Below are 17936 nucleotides of genomic sequence, written 5' to 3' on the forward strand. Positions count from 1 at the left end.
CGGCATCGTGAACGATTTGATGTCTGAAACACCTCTCGACTTGCCCCCGGCTGAGGATGCCAGCTGCTTTCGTCGCCGCCCTGTGGCGATCGTTGGCCTGGGGCTGATGGGCGGCTCCCTGGCGCTGGCGCTCAAAGCCGCTGGGCATCAAGGCGCGATCATCGGGATCGCCCGCCGAGCGCAGACGCTGGAGACGGCCCTGGCGATGGGCGCGATTGACGAGGGGCACGCGAGCCTGGCCGCCGCGGCGCGTGCGGAGTTGGTCATTCTGGCAACACCGGTGCGCACTCTCCTGCGCCAGATCGCTGAGGTGACGCGCCACATGCAGCCGGCTGCGCTCCTGCTCGACCTGGGCAGCACCAAACAGAGCGTCTGCCAGGCGCTGGCTCTGGCGCCTCCCGATCTACAGGTGCTGGGTGGGCATCCGATGTGCGGCAAAGAAACCTCAGGACTCGAAGCGGCCGACGCAACGCTTTACAAGGACAAGACCTTCGTGCTGTGCCCGCTGCCCCGCAGCAGCGCCAGCAGCCTGGCCACGGGGCTGGCGCTGATTGCCGCCGTGGGCGGCCGGCCGCTCCTGCTCGATCCGGCGCGTCACGATCGTCTGGCGGCAACGATCAGCCATTTGCCCTACCTGGCGTCGGCCGCGCTGGTTCAAGTCGCCGCGCAGGTCGGCGTCACGGACGATCGAGTCTGGCAGGTCGCGGCCAGCGGCTTTCGCGATACCTCGCGGCTGGCGGGCAGCGACCCAGCCATGATGCTCGACATTCTGCTGACCAATGTCCCGGCGGTGCGCGCCGCGTTGGCCGCGCTGCGCACGCAGCTTGAGCAGATGGACGCCTGGTTGGCGGCCGGCGATGAGGCAGCCCTGCACCAGGCCCTGCACGTGGTGCAGGCGCAGCGCCAGGCCTTTGCCCGTCAGCCCTGGCGCGCGGCCCTGGACGCGCCCGCCGGGGAAATCCCATGACGCGCAGGGGCGCATCGCGATGTCAGTCGCCCACCCCTTGGGCGCACAACCGTGAATGAAAGGTACTCAACAAGTTGAGGAATCCCGGCGCTGCGGACCGCCGAACCTATTCGGCCTATTTCCGGGTTAGGCCGCCATTCGCCTGGTCGTCTGTATGCGGCAGAAACATGGCCAAGCAAAAACACGGAGGTGCAAAATGAAACGCTTACTGAGTATCACGGGAGTGTTGTGGGGTTTGCTCGCGTTGGGAGCGCTGGCTGTCGCCCTTGCCCTCACTTTCGGGGAACTGCGGAGAGACGTAAAGCCAGCGTCTCAGGCCTTTCAGTCGCCTATCGAGACACCGACACAACCTCCTTATCCACCGCCAGCGACACCTACATCGGCTGGCCCGCCGACTACACCGGTGCTCCCTTGCACGTTTGTGGGGCAACCTGCACCTGTTGAAGCTGCATACCCCCTAGAAGCTTACCAGTTTTCCGAACCCAAGATCGCGCTGACCCATCTGGCAGCCATTGGTATCGTAGGGTGGCTGCCCGATGGCCGACAATTGCTTATTACACGTGATGTCGCCGGCACGAACCGTCAAAGCATTGATGTTTTTGATGTCCAAACCGGTGAGTTGAGCATCTACGCCGAGCGTGAAGGGAGCAACCGCAAACCGGTCTGGTTGCCAGCCTTGAAAGCCTTAGCCTACTTGTCCCTTGTGGCGGAGAAGGGAGAGGAACAGCCGATACGCTACCGCCCGGAATTGTGGATCAGCAATGGGACGCCCCAACAGGTGGAGCGCCTGACCTCGGACGTAGTAGGAGGACTGGCAGTTGAACCCGACGGAAAGCGCCTGTGGTATTTTCTCCATTCAGAACCTGACCGGCTGCAGAGCTACGATGTGGAAACCCGGAGCGTTCAAGCGACCTCATTGGACCTTGCCCCGTTGCGCTATCTGAAACCGGGATTAGAGTGGGCTATGCGGGAGCGGTCGTCCCGCTTCCAGATGGCTTGGCGTCCCGATGGTTCACAAGTGGTGTTCTATTCTCAGTTCTGGACGTTCTTACTCGACATTAATAGCAATCAATGGTGTGAACTCGATGTAGGCGACTATAACCCCGAAGCGATGGAGATTCCCCCTTGGCCTCCACAGGCGCAGTGGAGCCCAGACGGACACTATGTGGCTTTCATTACAACGGACAGTATGCAGATGCCTTTTCGGCGCACAGAGCTCGTCATTCTTGATATAGAAACGGGAAAGCGCCGCTCGTTGTCTCCGGGCCCGGACATTGAGCCAGGACGACACTATGTGACCGATATAGCCTGGTCCCTTGATAGCCGTCATTTGGTTGTTTTAGGAGTTGTTCGCATGACAGAAGCAGGCTCTCAAAAGGAAGGCCTGTTTATTGCAAATGCGGATACAGGAGAATTCCGGCGAATCTTACCTGAGCATGAGTTTGGAGGCGACTCAGAGAGTATGCAGCTTGCTTGGGATTCTACTGGGTCGCTATTGGCTGTCAACTGTCCAACTCCCGAAGAAGGAAGACTGTGCATCATCTCGGTAAACCCTAAAGGCATTGAGGAGAAACAGCCATGAACCCGGTAAAGAGTCTTGGCATCCTCGTTTTACTTCTCAGTGTGCTTGGTATCTCGGTTCGGCAAGTGGCAGCTCGAACACTTTTGGCTTATTCGCCGCCTTCACAGATAAGTGTTTGGATGTATTGGCTTACAGCAAGCGGTGCGCGTAGAGAACCATACACTCTGTGCGCCTCGGGCCACACACGATGGGGGTGCACGGCCTTCTGCAATGAGCCTGGTTACCCATGTGAGGGCAGCCAGACTCGTGCTTATCCTTACGCCACAAACCCTGTCACCATACCCTTCGAGACCGACTATCTCATGGATGTTGTGCCCAAGGAAGTCAGCGTGGAGGCTTTCCATCCCACTGCTATCCAGGCGCAGGCTATTGCCGCCCGCTCCTACGCCTACTGGCATATCCGCCAGGGGAGCACCATCAACAACTCCACCCAATTCCAGGTCTTTGTGCCCTATGCTTTTGAAGCCCTCCCACCGATCACCTTCCCGGACAATCTCGATAACCCCTGCGCCAGTAGCAACCTCAACAACAACCAACGAATTGTATGCAATGCGGTTGCCGCTCGCTACTACATCGCCTACGGCAGTTATCCCAATGACAACCTGCCCGCCTTCACCGAGTATTTCGCCGACATCCGCAACCGCACGATCAGTGGCGGACAACCCTATCTGGTCGCTGTGGATGACCCCATCAGTTCCCATCCGGACATCGTTCAAGATGGTCACGGCCGCGGCATCAGCCAGAAGGGGGCCAGCCGTTGGGTGCGGGGCAACCTTAGCTTCAGCATCAATCGGGATCTGGGCGCTTGGAGCGTGCGTTGGGAGCGGGTTGAGCAGATCCTGGTACACTACTACACTGGCGTTCATATCCGCGACGCAGGCAACAACAATGCTTTGCTGAACCCGTCCTACCGCTGGAACCCCTTGCAAATCAACTGGGGCACGCCGGACAACCGTCCGCCCATGATGTATCACGGGAGCACGTATCCCATTTCTGTGGAAGTGCAGAACACAGGCCTTTCCGATTGGACGTGCGGCTATCCCAACTTCAGCTATGAATTGCGGTATCGCTGGGCGAAGGCCGGGCATGGGGAAGATGCGGGCAGCGGTTCGGCTTCGGTGTGTGGGACGTCTATGGGCGATCCTTCTCCGACGGTGAATCTGACCATCCAGAACATTCCCAACTGGGGGTCTGGGGCTTACAGTATCCGTTTCGATATTTATGTTACCTCGGCGTCGGGCAGTTTCTGGTTTAGGGATTATGGCTGGCCAACTTATAACGTAAGCGTTTGCGTGGATGGGCCGTGTAAAGTGTACATCCCTCTCGTGCTGAAGAACTATCCGTAGAAGGCGGCCTAACCACTCGCTGCAGCCGACTGCTCCCCCGCTGCGCTCGGTCGCAGCGGCTGAGCTCGGTGCCGTTAGGAGAATTCAACCTTGAACGTGACCGCGGTTTTGTTCGACTTGGGCGGCACTCTGCTGCATTACATCGAGCCGCACACCACCTTCCTGGAAGCCAACGTGGCAGGGTTAGCCGCAATGCACGGGTTCCTGCGCCGCGCCGGCTACCGGATGCCCGACGGCCCCGATTTTGCCCGCGCGGTCGGCCAGTTTGCACGCGACACGAACCGCCAACTGGAAGCGCAGGGACGCGGCGCCTGTGTAGATGACACCTTTCGCCAGGCGCTGAGCCTGCTCGATATCAACGTCACAACCGAGCATTGGCCCGGCGCGCTCTGGTCCTACTACGGCGTCATCCAGCGCTTCGTGCTGCCGGTGGCGGGCGATGCACGCGGCGTCCTGCACGAGCTTAGCGAGGCGGGTTTACGCTTGGGCCTCATCTCCAACACCTGGTGGAGTCCCACGCTGCACGATGCCGACTTGGGGCGCGCGGGCATGCTGGAATACCTGCCCGTACGGGTTTACTCATCGCAGGCCGGCTTCATGAAGCCGCGCGCCGAAATCTTCCAGCAAGCCCTGGCCGCCATGGGCGTCGCGGCCGGCGCCGCCGTCTATGTCGGCGACCGGCTGCTGGTGGATGTGAGCGGCGCGCAGGCAGCCGGCATGCGCGGAGTGCTGATCGAGGTGGACCACCGCCGCGAGGAGAGCGACGACGTGCAAGCCGCGGCGCGCCTGGGCGTCATTGACGAACTGCCGGCGCTCATCGCCCGCTGGCAGCGCGAACCGTCCTGAGACAACCGAAACGAGGACAGCACGCATGACGAGCTTAACCATAAAACGATCGCAGCCGCTGACCGGCCAGGTGCGTGTGCCGGGCGACAAATCCATTTCCCACCGTGCGGTGCTCTTCGGCGCGCTGGCCGCCGGCGACAGCCGCGTGCGTGGCTTTTTGCGCGGGGGCGACTGCCTGGCAACCCTGGAGTGTATGCGCCGCGTGGGCATCGAGATCGAAGAGGTGAGCGCCGATGAGTTGATCATTCACGGCAAAGGACTGCATGGCTGGCAGGAGCCTTACCTGCCGCTCGATTGCGTCACCTCCGGCACGACCATGCGCCTGCTGGCCGGTCTCGTCGCGGGCGCGGGCATATTCGCCGTGTTGAGCGGCGGCCCGCAGTTGAGCCGGCGCCCCATGGGGCGCGTGGCTGAGCCGCTGCGCAAGATGGGCGCGACCGTGCTGGGGCGCGACGGAGGCAAACTCCCCCCGTTGGCGATTCAGGGCGGCAGCCTGCGCGGCATTGACTATCGGCTGCCGGTTGCCAGCGCGCAGGTCAAATCGGCTGTGCTGCTGGCCGGCCTCTTCACGCACGACTTGACCGTCGTGATCGAGCCTGGCCCGCTGCGGGATCACACCGAGCGCCTGTTGCGCGCAATGGGCGCGCCGGTGCGCACCATGGGCGCCAAGGTGACAAGCGAAGCGCCAACCGTTCCCTTGCAGCCGCTCGATTTGCGCGTGCCAGCCGATATGTCGTCGGCTGCGTTTCTGCTCACCGCCGGCGTTTTGACCCCGGAGTCGCGTCTGACCCTGGAGAGCGTCGCCATCAACCCGACGCGCTGCGGCCTGCTCGATATTCTGCGCCGCATGGGCGCGGACCTGCGCATCAGCGAGGAAGCTGAAGTCTGCGGAGAGCCGATTGGGCATATTACCGCGCTGGCCAGCCCACTCCAAGGCGTCACGGTTGCGGGCGAGGTTGTGGTGCGCGCGATTGATGAGATGCCGATCCTGGCCGTGGCCGCGACGCAAGCCACTGGCGCCACGCTCGTGCGCAACGCCGAAGAATTGCGCGTCAAGGAGACCGATCGTATTGCCGCGGTTGTCGCCGAACTGCGCAAATTGGGCGCGCAGATTGAGGCGCGCGCGGACGGTTTTCTGATCGAAGGCCCCACGCGGTTGCACGGCGCCGTGGTTGACTCGCACGGCGACCATCGGCTGGCCATGGCGTTGTGCGTCGCCGGGCTGGTGGCCGACGGCGAAACCACCGTCATGGACACCGAGTGCATCGCCGATTCATTTCCTGGCTTCGAGCGCCTGCTCGTCAAGCTGGGCGCGGTGATTGACGAATGAGCCAGGCGATGGGCGCAATCACCGCGGCGGCGCCTCGCCTGGGCGTCATGGGCTGGCCCGTAGCCCACTCGCTCAGCCCGATCATGCAGAACGCAGCGTTGCAGGCTTTAGGCTTGCCGTGGACCTATGACTTGCTGCCCGTGCCGCCGCCCGACCTGGCGGCCGCGGTGCAGGCATTGCGCGCTAACAAGTATGTGGGCGCCAACGTCACCGTGCCGCACAAACAGGCGATCATTCCCCACCTCGACGGCTTGACCCCGGCCGCCCGCGCGATCGGGGCGGTCAACACGCTGTTTTGGGACATGCCGCCAGCGGATGCGCATCCCGCGGCGCCAATTGGCGCGTTGAGCGAGGACGATGTAGAATCCAAACACCTGTTCGGCGACAACACGGATGGCATAGGCTTCATCGCGGATTTGACGGCGCACGGCCTCGTCGTAGCGAGCCGACGCGTCTTGGTCATTGGCGGCGGCGGCGCGGCGCGTGCTGTGGTCTATGCTCTGGCCGCAGCCGGCGCATCCGTTACTATCGTCAACCGCACGTTGGCGCACGCGCAAACCATTGCGACCCTGGTCAGCAGTCACTTCCCGGCGGCGACCCTCTCGTGCGCTGTCTTCCCGGACGGCCTGGCGGCGGCGGCTGGCGCCGACCTGGTTGTCAACACCACCTCCGTGGGCATGTGGCCGGCCGTGGAGGCGATGCCGTGGGACGCGGACCTGGCCTTTCGCCCTGACCAGGTCGTGTATGATTTGGTCTACACGCCGCGCATGACCGCCCTGCTGCGTAAAGCGCAGATGGATGGCGCGGCGGTGATGGATGGCCTGGGCATGTTGGTGGAACAGGGCGCGGCCGCGTTGACCCGTTGGACTGGGCGGCCCGCGCCGGTCGCCGTCATGCGCGCCGCCGTCGAAACGGCCCTGGCGCAGCGCCATCTCTCGAACGATCGTTGAGCGCGGGCTTGCGCCACCCCGCTCGATGGGGTGAAGAACGAATGACCGATGTGAGGAGCCGATGAACACAACCAGTCTAGCGCCCTATTGGCAGCTTGCCGCGCTCGCCAGCGGCCTGTTGATGCTGGCCGATTACTGGCTGACGTTGTGGGCGGCGCGGCCCGCGCTGAAAGCCGGAACGCTGTATGAACTGAACCCCTGGCTGCGGCCGGCGGTGGCCGCGCAGCGTTGGTGGTATGGGCCATTTCTGGCCGCAGCGCTGGGCGTCATCGTCATGCTGTGGGTCATTGGCAGCCTCGTGCGCACAGGCGAAGACGCCTTCCTCTTCTATGCGCTTTGCAGCGGCATCATCGTCACGCGGCTGCACCTCGTCGTCCTCCACCTGCTCAACGGCCTGCGGCAGACCAGGCAAACCACCGTTCTCCCCACTTCCAGCAGGCGGCGGCTGACCGTCCCCGCGGCCATGCTCAAGCTGGCCGCGCAGCAGACGATCCTGGCCGTCCTCTGGACGCTGGCCGTGCGCCTCAACCCCTGGCCGTGGTTGGAACCGTGGCTGGTGGGCGCGGCCGCCGGTTTTCTGCTCATGGCCGCAACCACCTTGATCTGGCGTGAGACGGAGCTGCGCCGCCGCGCGGCGCCCGCCCTGGAGCCTGTAGAACGGCGTGGATAAGGCTTTGACGCCGGATCCTGTCGTACGCGCCGCATTCACTCGCGGTCTTCCATTGCAACAAGATCTTTGAAACGTTTAACAAAAAGGTCTTGACAAATCGAGACTTCCGTATTATAATGAGGCGTAAGGTTAAACGTTTAGCATCGGCTGCTCCCATGGTTGGGCAGCCTTTTCTTGGCGAAAGGAGTTAAACGTTTAGATGGCTGGTATCACGATTCACGATGTGGCGAAAGAAGCGAGTGTGTCCATTGCGACCGTCTCGTACGTCCTCAACGATTCGCGCCGTGTCGGGGACGATACGCGCACGCGCGTGCTGCAAGCCATAAGCCGTCTGGGGTACCGGCCCAACATCACGGCTCGCAATCTGCAAGCGAGCAAGACGCGACTCCTGGGCTATTCTTGGCGTCCCGTGCCGCCGAGTCAATTCACGCCTGTTCTAGATCAATTCTGGCAAACCATGGCCCAAGCAGCTGCCCATCACGATTATCGCATTCTTGCCTTTCCTACCGCCTCTCCCCAAGAAGAACTCGTCGTCTATGAAGAGATGATGCTATCCGGCCAGGTTGACGGCTTCGTGCTTTCGAACACGAACCTGGAAGACCCACGGGTGCGTGCGCTGCTAGGCGCGCGCTTTCCCTTCGTCGCCTTCGGTCGCTCCAATCCAGAGTGGGACTTCCCTTGGGTAGATGTGGATGGCCGCGCGGGCATACGCATGGCCATGGAGCACTTGATGGCGGAGGGACATCACCGTATCGGCTGCCTGGCCTGGCCAGCCCCCTCATTGACCGGGCGTTATCGGCTTGAAGGCTACCACGAGGCCCTGGCTGCGGCCAACCTTCCGGCGCCGGAGGCCTGGGTGATGCGGATCGAAAATACCCATGATGATGCGTATGCAGGCGCCCAACGCCTTTTGGCGCTCCCGCCCGCGCAGCGCCCCAGCGCCATCGTCGCCTTCTCGGATCTCATGGCCATGGGCGCCATCAACGCGGCAACCGACGCCGGGCTCATGGTTGGACGTGATGTCGCCGTGGTGGGCTTCGACGATGCCCCGGTGGCGCGTTTTCTGCGCCCGCCCCTCACCAGCCTGCGCCAACCGGTGGCTGAAGTCGGCGAACGGCTGGTGACCATGCTGATTGATCTCGTCAACGGCCGCTCGGTTGCCGAGTCCCATGTGCTGCTGCAACCCGAGCTCATCGTGCGGGCATCGAGTGCGGCGCGGTGAGCGGTCACGACGTCGCCAAACCGAAAACAAGGAGCGCGCCCACAGGCGTGAACAGGTGGTCATGCAACTAAAAGCGTTCATTTTTGACCTGGATGGCGTCATCACCGACACGGCAGAATACCACTACCGCGCCTGGCAGCGCCTGGCGGATGAAGAAGGGTTTCCCTTCGACCGAACCGTGAACGAACAACTGCGCGGCATTTCGCGCCGGGCTTCGCTGGACATCATTCTGGCTGGTCGGTCATTGCCTGAGGACCAGATTCTGGGCCTGATGGCGCGCAAGAATCAGTATTATGTGGATATGCTAGAGCAGGTGTCGCCCGCTGACCTGCTGCCAGGGGCGCTGGAACTGCTGCACGAAGCGCGCGCCGCAGGGATCCAGACTGCCCTTGGCTCGGCCAGCCGCAACGCCTGGACTGTGATCGAGCGCCTGGGCATCGCCGACCTGTTTGACGCGATTTCGGATGGCGCCAGCGTGGAGCGCACGAAACCTGCGCCTGACCTCTTCCTGCACGCGGCCGCGCAATTGGGGGCGCCCCCGGACGCATGCGCCGTATTCGAGGATGCGGAGGCTGGCATACTCGCAGCGCAGGCTGCCGGCATGCGCACCGTGGGCTTGGGGCCGCCCACGCGCGTGGGCATGGCCGATGTGATCCGCCCCAGCCTGGCTGACGTACGCCTGGCTGACCTGCTGAGCGCGCTGGCGGCAGCGCAGCGTGCGCCGGATCTTTGGATCGTCGAAGAAAGCGGCTTTGCTCCCGCTCAGCTCGCCTGGCAAGAGACTGTCTTTACCATCGGCAACGGCTATGTGGGCGTGCGGGGCGCATTCGAAGAGGGTTACCCCGGCGACAAGCCGGTGACCCTGGTGCACGGCCTGTTCGACAAGGCGCCCCTCGTATTCACCGAATTGGTGAACATTCCCAACTGGCTGGACCTTCAGCTGGTGATCAATGGCGAAACCTTCCGTCTGGATTGCGGCGAGATTTTGAGTTACCGCCGCACGCTCGATCTGCGCAACGGGGTTCTGGTGCGCCAGATACGCTGGCGCAGCCCTGGGGGCCATGCGACCGATCTCGCGTTCGAGCGTTTTGCCAGCCTGGATAATCCTCACCTGCTCGTCTTGCGCTGCCAGGCAACGCCGGTGGATTTCAGCGGCCTGGTGGAAATACACGCCGGGTTGAACGGTCATGTCGAGAACGAGGGCTACCTGCACTGGCATGTCCTTGACCAGGACAATCCTGATCCACAAACGGCGGTGCTGCAGGTGCAGACGCGCCACACGGGGATCAATCTAGGCATGGCTGGCTACCTGCGCGCCGCCGCGCCTGGCGCTGTCACCTATCGCTCTCGTGACTGCGCCGGTCATCCCGGCTCCTCGGCCCAGGTTTATCTGGAGCCTGGACAGACCATCTTGGCCGAGAAGTTGGTCGCGGTCTTTACTTCACGCGACGGCGCGGATCCAGCCCTGGCCGCCCAGTCGCTGCTGCGCGAGGTCACGACCGCGTCCTACGCCGATCTGCTGGTCAAGCAGGCGGCTGCCTGGTCGCGTTACTGGGACGTATGCGATATTGTCGTGGAAGGGGACGCGGACGCGCAAACGGACCAACTGGCGCTGCGTTACAACATCTTCCAGCTTCTGATCACCGGCTCGCCCACCGACGAGCGGGTCAGCATCCCGGCCAAGATGTTGAGCGGTTTCGGGTATCGGGGGCATGTCTTCTGGGACACCGAAATCTTCATTCTGCCCTTCTTCACGCTGACGCAGCCCGCCATCGCGCGCAACCTGCTCATGTACCGCTACCACACCCTGGCCGGCGCGCGGCGCAAGGCTAAAGAGGCGGGATTCGAGGGCGCGATGGTCGCCTGGGAAAGCGCAAGCACCGGCGATGAAGTAACCCCGCGCTGGTTGCCTGGCCCGAACAGCCTGGAGATGATTCGAATCTGGTGCGGCGACATCGAGCTGCACATCACCGCCGACGTGGCCTACGCGGTGTGGCAGTATTGGCTGGCGACCGGCGATGAAGCGTTCTTCGCTGACTACGGCGCCGAGATCATCCTGGACACGGCGCGTTTCTGGGGCAGTCGCGCCACGTGGAATGAAGCAAACCAGCGTTATGAGATCAATGACGTGATCGGCCCCGATGAATACCACGACCACGTAGATAACTCGGCCTTCACCAACCGCATGGCGCGCTGGAATCTGGAGACGGCGCTCAGCACACTGGCCTGGCTGCGCGCACACCGTCCCGCCGCGGCCGCCCGCCTGACGGCCAGTCTGGACTTGACCGCCGAACGCCTGGCGCACTGGCAGGACGTGATTGCCAGGCTCTACCTCCAGCAGGAGACGCCGTCGGGATTGATCGAACAGTTCGATGGCTTCTTCAACCTGACCGATGTAGACCTGGCGGCTTATGAGCCGCGCGCCCAGTCCATGCAAGCGCTGCTGGGGATCGAGGGCGCCAATCATCACCAGGTGCTCAAGCAGGCCGATGTCATCATGCTGCTGACCCTGCTGAACGATGAGTACGACGCCGCGACCAAACGCGCGAATTGGGATTACTACGTGCCGCGCACCGATCACACCTACGGCTCGTCGCTGGGGCCAGCCATTCACGCGATCATGGCCTGCGAGTTGGGCCAGCCGGACCTGGCTTACGAGCATTTCCGCCGCGCGGCGTTGGTTGATCTATACGATGTGCGCGGGAATGCGGCTGATGGCGTGCATGGCGCCAGCGCGGGCGGTTTGTGGCAAGCGGTGGTCATGGGCTTTGGCGGCTTACGCCTGCACGGCGAAGGCTGGACGACGCAGCCGCGGCTGCCGCGCCACTGGCGCCGGCTGCAGTTCAAGTTCGTCTATCGGGGACGCATGGAGTCGGTGGATATCCAGACCCCCACGTCATGAAACACGGTGACCACTGAGGCTGACCAGAATACAGACAGGATTTACAGGATTCACAGGATATGTAGCTCTCCGTGCCGATTGTTTTTACTCACCGCGGGGCAAAAATCCTGTTCATCTTGTGAATCCTGTCCAAACTGGCACGCACGGTTAGCAGCCTAGAAACGCGAGCTAAGACAGAGAGCCATCTGTCGTCCGGCCAAAGACAAGACAGACGGCTCCCGGAAAGCAAACGGCGCTCCGACTTTCGCAAGCGGCGCAACCGTAAGTGGGCGGCATGTACCATAGGATGCTTGCCGCCCAAAGCGGACGCAGCGAACGTCGAACAGCGGCCTAACACGAGGAGGTGAAAGGCGTCCAGAAACTGAACACTCCCCCGATGGTTGAAGTTCTGAGGGGAGTCTGCGACCCCGTCTGGTCCCGCGAAACCGCACATTGGGGCCAACAACGCCGGTCACAGACCGGCTGGGAGCCTCCACCCCCCGCTGATAGTTGATGGCAGTCAAGTATAACGTATTGCTGTTCGAACTAGGTTTCGAGCAGATGCAGGAGGAGAATGATGAAACGCAACGTTCGACCGTTGTTTGCTGTGTTGTTGATTGTCGCGATGATATTGACGGCCTGTGGGGGCGCCACGCCCACCACAGCGCCGCAACCGACCAAGGCTCCGGAGGCAACCAAGGCCCCGGAAGCGACCAAAGCGCCCGAGGCGACGATGGCGCCGCCCGCAACCGCCGGTGGTGATGTCAAGACCATTGCCGTAGAAGATGGCGCGAAGATCGTCTTCTCCGGTTGGGGCGACGAAACCGAGCAGAAGGTTTATCGAGACTCGATTGAACGCTTCAAGAAATACTATCCCAACGTAACCGTGGACTTCCAGCCGATTCCGGCTGACTTCCAGACCAAGGTGAAGGCCATGATGGCGGGCGGCACCGCGCCAGACGTCATCTACGTGGATGATCAGTTGATGACCGCGTTTGGCGCCAGCGGCCAGCTGCTGGCGCTGGACGACTACATGGCGCAGGCCGGCACGACGCGTGCAGACTTCATTGCGCCGCTGCTGACCATCTTCACCTTGAACGGCAAGACCTACGCGCTGCCCAAGGACTGGGGCACGCTGGGCCTGGTCTACCTGCCCGAAGCCTTCCAGGCCGCTGGCATCGCCGAACCGACCGCAGACTGGACTTGGGACGACCTCAAGAAGGCGGCCGAGGCCATCCAGAAGACCGGTAAGTTCAGCGGCTTCTGCATGGGCCCAGACTGGGCGCGCTTTGCCCCCTTTGCCTTCGGCAACGGCGGCGCCTTTGCCAATGCCGACAACACCGCTCCCTTGCTGGACACGCCGGAAGTCAAGGCCGCGGCCAAGTTCGTGACCGACATGAAGGCGTCAGGCGCGCTGGCGACGGCAGCCGACGTCGGCGCAGGCTGGTGCGGTGAGGCCATTGGCAAGAAGCTGGCCGGCATGACCTATGAGGGCGGCTGGATGGTCAACTTCATGCGCCAGACCTATGCGGATGTCACCTGGAAGGCGCTCCCGCTGCCGACCGGCCCCAAGGGCAAGGCCGACGTCATCTTCACCAACGGCATCGGCGTCAACGCCGCCACCAAGTTCCCCAAGGCCGCGGCCGCGCTGGCAATCTTCCTCACCAGCCGCGTCAACCAGGCCGAGATCGTCAAGACCGGCTTCGCCTACAGCACGCACCCGGATCAGCTCGACCTGGTGGTGGATGCCAACGACAAGGCGATTGCCCAGGGCGGCACCTTCGCACTGACGCGCGTTGCCTACTGGGGAACCAACACCGGCAAGGTCAATGACGCTGTCTCCAAGGCCCTCGAACGCGTCTACCTCGGCGATCAAACCGTGGACGAATCATTCGCCCAGGCCCAAAAAGAAGCGGCCGAGTTCCTGACCGGCGGCGGCGCTGCCAGCGGCGCCATCAACGAGCCGCCGGCCGCCGCGGCGCTGAAGAAGCTCGAAGTCGAATCGGGCGCCAAGATCGTCTTCTCCGGTTGGGGCGACGAAACCGAGCAGAAGATCTATCGCGATTCGATTGAGCGCTTCAAGACTGCGTATCCAGAAATCACTGTGGACTTCCAGCCGATTCCGGCTGACTTCCAGACCAAGGTGAAGGCCATGATGGCGGGCGGCACCGCGCCGGACGTCATCTATGTGGACGATCAGTTGATGACCGCCTTCGGTGCGAGCGGCCAGCTGCTGGCGCTCGATGACTACATGGCGCAGGCTGGCACGACGCGTGCAGACTTCATCGCGCCGCTGCTGACCATCTTCACCTTGAACGGCAAGACCTATGCGCTGCCCAAGGACTGGGGCACCCTTGGTTTGATCTATCTCCCGGAGGCTTTCCAGGCGGCTGGCATCGCTGAACCGACCGCAGACTGGACCTGGGACGACCTCAAGAAGGCGGCCGAAGGCATCCAGAAGACCGGTAAGTTCAGCGGCTTCTGCATGGGCCCAGACTGGGCGCGCTTTGCCCCCTTTGCCTTCGGCAACGGCGGCGCGTACGCTTCGGACGACTTCAAGACGGCCACGGTGGATACGCCGGCCATGAAAGAAGCGGCCAAGTTCGTGACTGACATGAAGGCGTCGGGCGCGCTGGCGACTGCAGCCGATGTCGGCGCAGGCTGGTGCGGTGAGGCCATTGGCAAGAAGCTGGCCGGCATGACCTACGAGGGCGGCTGGATGATCAACTTCATGCGCCAGACCTATGCGGATGTCACCTGGAAGGCGCTCCCCCTGCCCACCGGCCCCAAGGGCAAGGCTGACGTAATCTTCACCAACGGCATCGGCGTCAACGCCGCCACCAAGTTCCCCAAGGCCGCGGCCGCGCTCGCGATCTTCCTCACCAGCCGCGCCAACCAGGCCGAGATCGTCAAGACCGGCTTCGCTTACAGCACGCACCCGGATCAGCTCGGTCTCGTGGTGGATGCCAACGACAAGGCGATTGCCCAGGGTGGAACCTTCCCGCTGACGCGCGTCGCCTACTGGGGAACCAACACCGGCAAGGTCAATGACGCCATCTCCAAGGCCCTCGAACGCGTCTACCTCGGCGATCAGACCGTGGACGAAGCGTTCGCCCAGGCCCAAAAAGAAGTTCAAGACGCCCTGGATGGCAAGTAACGCGTGAGTACATCCTCCCGTAGGCCCCGAACTACGGGAGGATTTCTGTACGCGTTAGACCCGTGCATGGGCCGTCAGGCCCGAGGAGGCTTACTATGACAACCGCAAGCATGCCCCGCGCCAATGCACCGCCCACCCAAGGGCGCCCGTGGCTGGCCGGTCTGGTCGCCTTTTTGCTCACCGCGTTCGTCGTCAGCGCCGCGGCGCTGATTTCGGCGCCTACCAAGGGAATCAGAATTTTCCCGCTGGGGCCTTACCTCGCCGAAGCCTTCAGCTCTGGTCGTTGGTTCGTATTGATCGGCCTCATCCTGGGTGTGGCAGCCGGACTTGTGGCCGCCGTGGTCGTATTCCGCGCTTGGGGCAACCGCCGCCAACGCCAGGATATGCTCGCTGGCTACTTGTTCCTGGCGCCCTACTTGATAATCACCCTCGTGTTCACGGTCGGCGTGCTCCTGTTTGCCTTGTACATTGCTTTTCACAGTTACGACATCTTCACGTCGCCCGTTTTCAACGGTTTGGAGAACTTCAAGAAGGCATTCCAGACCAAGGACTTCGTGCAGTCGCTCGTCAACGTCTTTTGGTATGCCGTGGTCGTGACGATCGTGCAGACGATGCTGGCGCTGATGATGGCCGTTCTACTGAACGGCAACCTGCGGGGCAAAAACTTCTTCCGCACGATTTTCTACACGCCCAGCGTGACTTCTTCTGTCGTGATTTCGATGATCTTCTGGTGGCTTTACCTGAAGACCGGCTATCTCAACTACTTCTTCACCAACGTTCTTGGATTCTTTGGTATTCACTGGCAGAACATCGAATGGCTCAACTCGCCTCGTGGGTTGTTCCAATTGATTACGATCGCCTTTGGCGGCAATATCCCATCGGACCAGTGGTATCTGCGCGGCCCCAGCATCACGTGGATGGCGATTATGTTCCAGAACATCTTCACGACCATTCCGACGTTCATGTTGATGTTCCTGGCGGCGCTGCAAGATGTGCCGGCTTCTCTCTATGAAGCTGCGTCGCTCGATGGCGCGAACAGCCGCACGCAGTTCTGGCAGATCACGGTGCCCATGATCCGTCCGGCCATCCTGCTCGTCGTGGTGCTGAGCACCATCGGCACCCTCCAGATCTTCGACCAGGTGAAAATCCTGACCAGCGGCGGGCCGCTGGGGACCACGCTGACGCCTGTCTACCTGATCTATCGCGAGGCGATAGGCACGCAGGGAGGGATCCAGATGGGCTACGCCTCGGCCATGGCCTTCATCCTGGCGATCATCATTTTCGTCTTTACCTACCTGCAGCGCACGTTCATCGAGCGCGGGACAGAGCAGTATTAGGAGGTCGCTCATGGCTGTCACCACAGCGTCGCGCACGCTCAATCTGCCGTCGTCCGAACAGTCCAGGCGCACGCGCAACATTCAGACTGTTCTCAAGTATGTGCTGCTCGTCGTGATCGGGCTTGTGGCCCTGACGCCGTTTATCCTGGCGTTCATGGGTACGTTCAAGACGGATGCTGAAATCATCGCCTACCCGCCGGCTTTTTTGCCCAAGGCATGGCTCACCCAGAACTGGGTCAAGGTATGGACAACGGACTTCGGCCAGGGCGCTACGTTCCCGCGCTGGCTGTTCAACACCGCCCTGATCGCAGTCGGATCGGCGCTGCTGCAGGTCGTTTTCTGCTCGATGGCTGCCTATGCGTACGCACGTCTGCGTTTTCCCGGCAAGGATGCCATCTTCACCTTCATGCTGACCAGCATGATGATCCCTGGCGCGATCACGCTGATTCCTGGCTACGTATTGATGACCAAGATCGGCTTCACCAACACGTACTGGTCGCTGTTGATTCCGGGCGCGATTGGCGCCGGCAACATTTTCCTGCTCACCCAGTTCCTCAAAGCCGTGCCGCATGAGCTCGAAGAAGCGGCCTTCATGGATGGCGCAACGCAGTTCCAGATCTACAAAGATGTGGTAATCCCGCTCGCGCGCCCGGCCATGCTCACCGTGTTCATCCTCCAGTTTCAGGGCATGTGGAACGCCTTCATGGCGCCGCTTCTCTACCTCAACACGCCTAACATGTGGGTGCTGAATGTGGCCATCTCCACATTTCAGCAGCAGTATAAGGCCCAGTGGAACCTGACCCTGGTCGCGGCGATGTTCAATGCCATTCCGGTGCTGATCCTCTTCGCGTTCTTCAGTCGGTACTACATCGAAGGCATCAGTTACGCAGGGTTGAAGGGATAACCAATGACCAGGCGGCGCCGCGCGGCGCCGCCTGGTTAGAATTTCACATGGCTGATTCCATTCGCTTGTTCGTGGGCGCACTGCGCCTTTGGTGGCGTGAACTCCTTTTCCTGCTCGTTCTCAACGTCCTGTGGTTGGTCGGCCAGTTGACCGTGGTGTTGGGGCCTCCGATGACGGTGAGCGTGTATGTCGTGGCGCGCAAGGTGATGGAGGGCGACCTGGTTGATTTCAAGGACGTGATCGGCGCCTTGCGCCAGCACCTGGCCGCATCGTGGGCCTGGGGCGCGCTGCAGGTTATCGTGTACGGCGTCCTGGGATTCAATCTCTTCTTCTACGCGCGAGCCGAAGGGCAGCTGGTTCTCATCCTGCGTTACGCGTGGACGCTCCTACTCCTCGCCTGGTTCACGCTCAACCTCTACTACTGGCCGCTTTACCTGGTCCAGGAAGATCGTCGCGTCGCGACTACGCTGAGCAACGCAGGCAAGATGATATTGCTCAATCCTGGTTTCACCCTGGTCTACAGCCTGCTGGCGCTGCTCTTGATCGCGGTCAGCATTTTCTCGGGCCTCTTGTTAGGCGCGGTGATGATGGCCTGGCTGGCGTTGTGGGGAAACCTGGTCGTGGCCAACCGCCTGGATGCGCGGCGCCCAAGAACCGGGAACCACGAACGGAGGGCTTGATGAAACTGCAACGCTACGGGCAAACGCCGATTTTGCTCCCCGATCCTGCCTCAGACTGGGAATG

At 62.1% G+C, this 17936-nt stretch carries 13 protein-coding genes; all 13 read left to right on the top strand.

Annotated elements, in window-relative coordinates; translation table 11 throughout:
- The first annotated feature begins 19 nt into the window (after window positions 1-19).
- The 13 genes from ACPQ6D_RS20440 (at window position 20) to ACPQ6D_RS20500 (ending at window position 17872) form a co-directional block, all read left to right on the top strand.
- Complete coding sequence (locus ACPQ6D_RS20440) at window positions 20-967, top strand: prephenate dehydrogenase (RefSeq protein WP_423226206.1); 948 nt, start codon at window positions 20-22, stop codon at window positions 965-967.
- 196 nt (window positions 968-1163) lie between these two features.
- The gene (locus tag ACPQ6D_RS20445) at window positions 1164-2549 is read left to right on the top strand and encodes a hypothetical protein (RefSeq protein WP_423226207.1); all 1386 of its coding nucleotides are present in this window, start codon (window positions 1164-1166) and stop codon (window positions 2547-2549) included.
- Window positions 2550-2851: 302 nt separating this feature from the next.
- On the top strand, window positions 2852-3895 hold the full coding sequence (locus ACPQ6D_RS20450; RefSeq protein WP_423226208.1) for a SpoIID/LytB domain-containing protein: 1044 nt from the start codon (window positions 2852-2854) through the stop codon (window positions 3893-3895).
- A 96-nt stretch (window positions 3896-3991) separates the two neighbouring features.
- Window positions 3992-4741 carry an HAD family hydrolase gene (locus ACPQ6D_RS20455; RefSeq protein ID WP_423226218.1) on the top strand — a complete coding sequence of 250 codons (750 nt, stop codon included), beginning with the start codon at window positions 3992-3994 and terminating at the stop codon, window positions 4739-4741.
- 25 nt (window positions 4742-4766) lie between these two features.
- Complete coding sequence (aroA, locus tag ACPQ6D_RS20460; protein WP_423226209.1) at window positions 4767-6071, top strand: 3-phosphoshikimate 1-carboxyvinyltransferase; 1305 nt, start codon at window positions 4767-4769, stop codon at window positions 6069-6071.
- A gap of 8 nt (window positions 6072-6079) precedes the next feature.
- Window positions 6080-7021 (top strand): shikimate dehydrogenase, encoded by a 942-nt coding sequence (gene aroE / locus ACPQ6D_RS20465; protein ID WP_423226210.1) that lies wholly within the window; start codon window positions 6080-6082, stop codon window positions 7019-7021.
- Window positions 7022-7082: 61 nt separating this feature from the next.
- Entirely contained in the window at window positions 7083-7691 is a 609-nt protein-coding gene (locus ACPQ6D_RS20470; protein WP_423226211.1) for a hypothetical protein, read from the top strand.
- 199 nt (window positions 7692-7890) lie between these two features.
- A complete protein-coding gene (locus ACPQ6D_RS20475) occupies window positions 7891-8913 on the top strand; it encodes a LacI family DNA-binding transcriptional regulator (protein WP_423226212.1) in 1023 nt (340 codons plus the stop codon).
- 55 nt (window positions 8914-8968) lie between these two features.
- The gene (pgmB, locus tag ACPQ6D_RS20480) at window positions 8969-11815 is read left to right on the top strand and encodes a beta-phosphoglucomutase (RefSeq protein WP_423226213.1); all 2847 of its coding nucleotides are present in this window, start codon (window positions 8969-8971) and stop codon (window positions 11813-11815) included.
- Between the two features lie 553 nt (window positions 11816-12368).
- Complete coding sequence (locus ACPQ6D_RS20485) at window positions 12369-14951, top strand: ABC transporter substrate-binding protein (protein WP_423226214.1); 2583 nt, start codon at window positions 12369-12371, stop codon at window positions 14949-14951.
- A gap of 95 nt (window positions 14952-15046) precedes the next feature.
- Window positions 15047-16288, top strand: a complete 1242-nt coding sequence (locus tag ACPQ6D_RS20490) for a carbohydrate ABC transporter permease (protein ID WP_423226215.1) — start codon at window positions 15047-15049, stop codon at window positions 16286-16288.
- A gap of 10 nt (window positions 16289-16298) precedes the next feature.
- Window positions 16299-17192 (top strand): carbohydrate ABC transporter permease, encoded by an 894-nt coding sequence (locus ACPQ6D_RS20495; protein ID WP_423226216.1) that lies wholly within the window; start codon window positions 16299-16301, stop codon window positions 17190-17192.
- A gap of 47 nt (window positions 17193-17239) precedes the next feature.
- Window positions 17240-17872 (top strand): YesL family protein, encoded by a 633-nt coding sequence (locus tag ACPQ6D_RS20500; protein WP_423226217.1) that lies wholly within the window; start codon window positions 17240-17242, stop codon window positions 17870-17872.
- The last annotated feature ends 64 nt before the right edge of the window (window positions 17873-17936 follow it).

Origin of the sequence: Candidatus Amarolinea aalborgensis, from assembly GCF_900491745.1 — a bacterium.
GTDB lineage: Bacteria > Chloroflexota > Anaerolineae > SSC4 > Amarolineaceae > Amarolinea > Amarolinea aalborgensis.

Excerpts from the sequence above, each read along its gene's own strand:
- ACPQ6D_RS20440 (WP_423226206.1), top strand. The coding sequence starts at position 20 with ATGTCTGAAACACCTCTCGACTTGCCCCCGGCTGAGGATGCCAGCTGC.
- ACPQ6D_RS20445 (WP_423226207.1), top strand. The coding sequence starts at position 1,164 with ATGAAACGCTTACTGAGTATCACGGGAGTGTTGTGGGGTTTGCTCGCG.
- ACPQ6D_RS20450 (WP_423226208.1), top strand. The coding sequence starts at position 2,852 with ATGGATGTTGTGCCCAAGGAAGTCAGCGTGGAGGCTTTCCATCCCACT.
- aroA (WP_423226209.1), top strand. The coding sequence starts at position 4,767 with ATGACGAGCTTAACCATAAAACGATCGCAGCCGCTGACCGGCCAGGTG.
- aroE (WP_423226210.1), top strand. The coding sequence starts at position 6,080 with ATGGGCGCAATCACCGCGGCGGCGCCTCGCCTGGGCGTCATGGGCTGG.
- ACPQ6D_RS20470 (WP_423226211.1), top strand. The coding sequence starts at position 7,083 with ATGAACACAACCAGTCTAGCGCCCTATTGGCAGCTTGCCGCGCTCGCC.
- ACPQ6D_RS20475 (WP_423226212.1), top strand. The coding sequence starts at position 7,891 with ATGGCTGGTATCACGATTCACGATGTGGCGAAAGAAGCGAGTGTGTCC.
- ACPQ6D_RS20485 (WP_423226214.1), top strand. The coding sequence starts at position 12,369 with ATGATGAAACGCAACGTTCGACCGTTGTTTGCTGTGTTGTTGATTGTC.
- ACPQ6D_RS20490 (WP_423226215.1), top strand. The coding sequence starts at position 15,047 with ATGACAACCGCAAGCATGCCCCGCGCCAATGCACCGCCCACCCAAGGG.
- ACPQ6D_RS20495 (WP_423226216.1), top strand. The coding sequence starts at position 16,299 with ATGGCTGTCACCACAGCGTCGCGCACGCTCAATCTGCCGTCGTCCGAA.
- ACPQ6D_RS20500 (WP_423226217.1), top strand. The coding sequence starts at position 17,240 with ATGGCTGATTCCATTCGCTTGTTCGTGGGCGCACTGCGCCTTTGGTGG.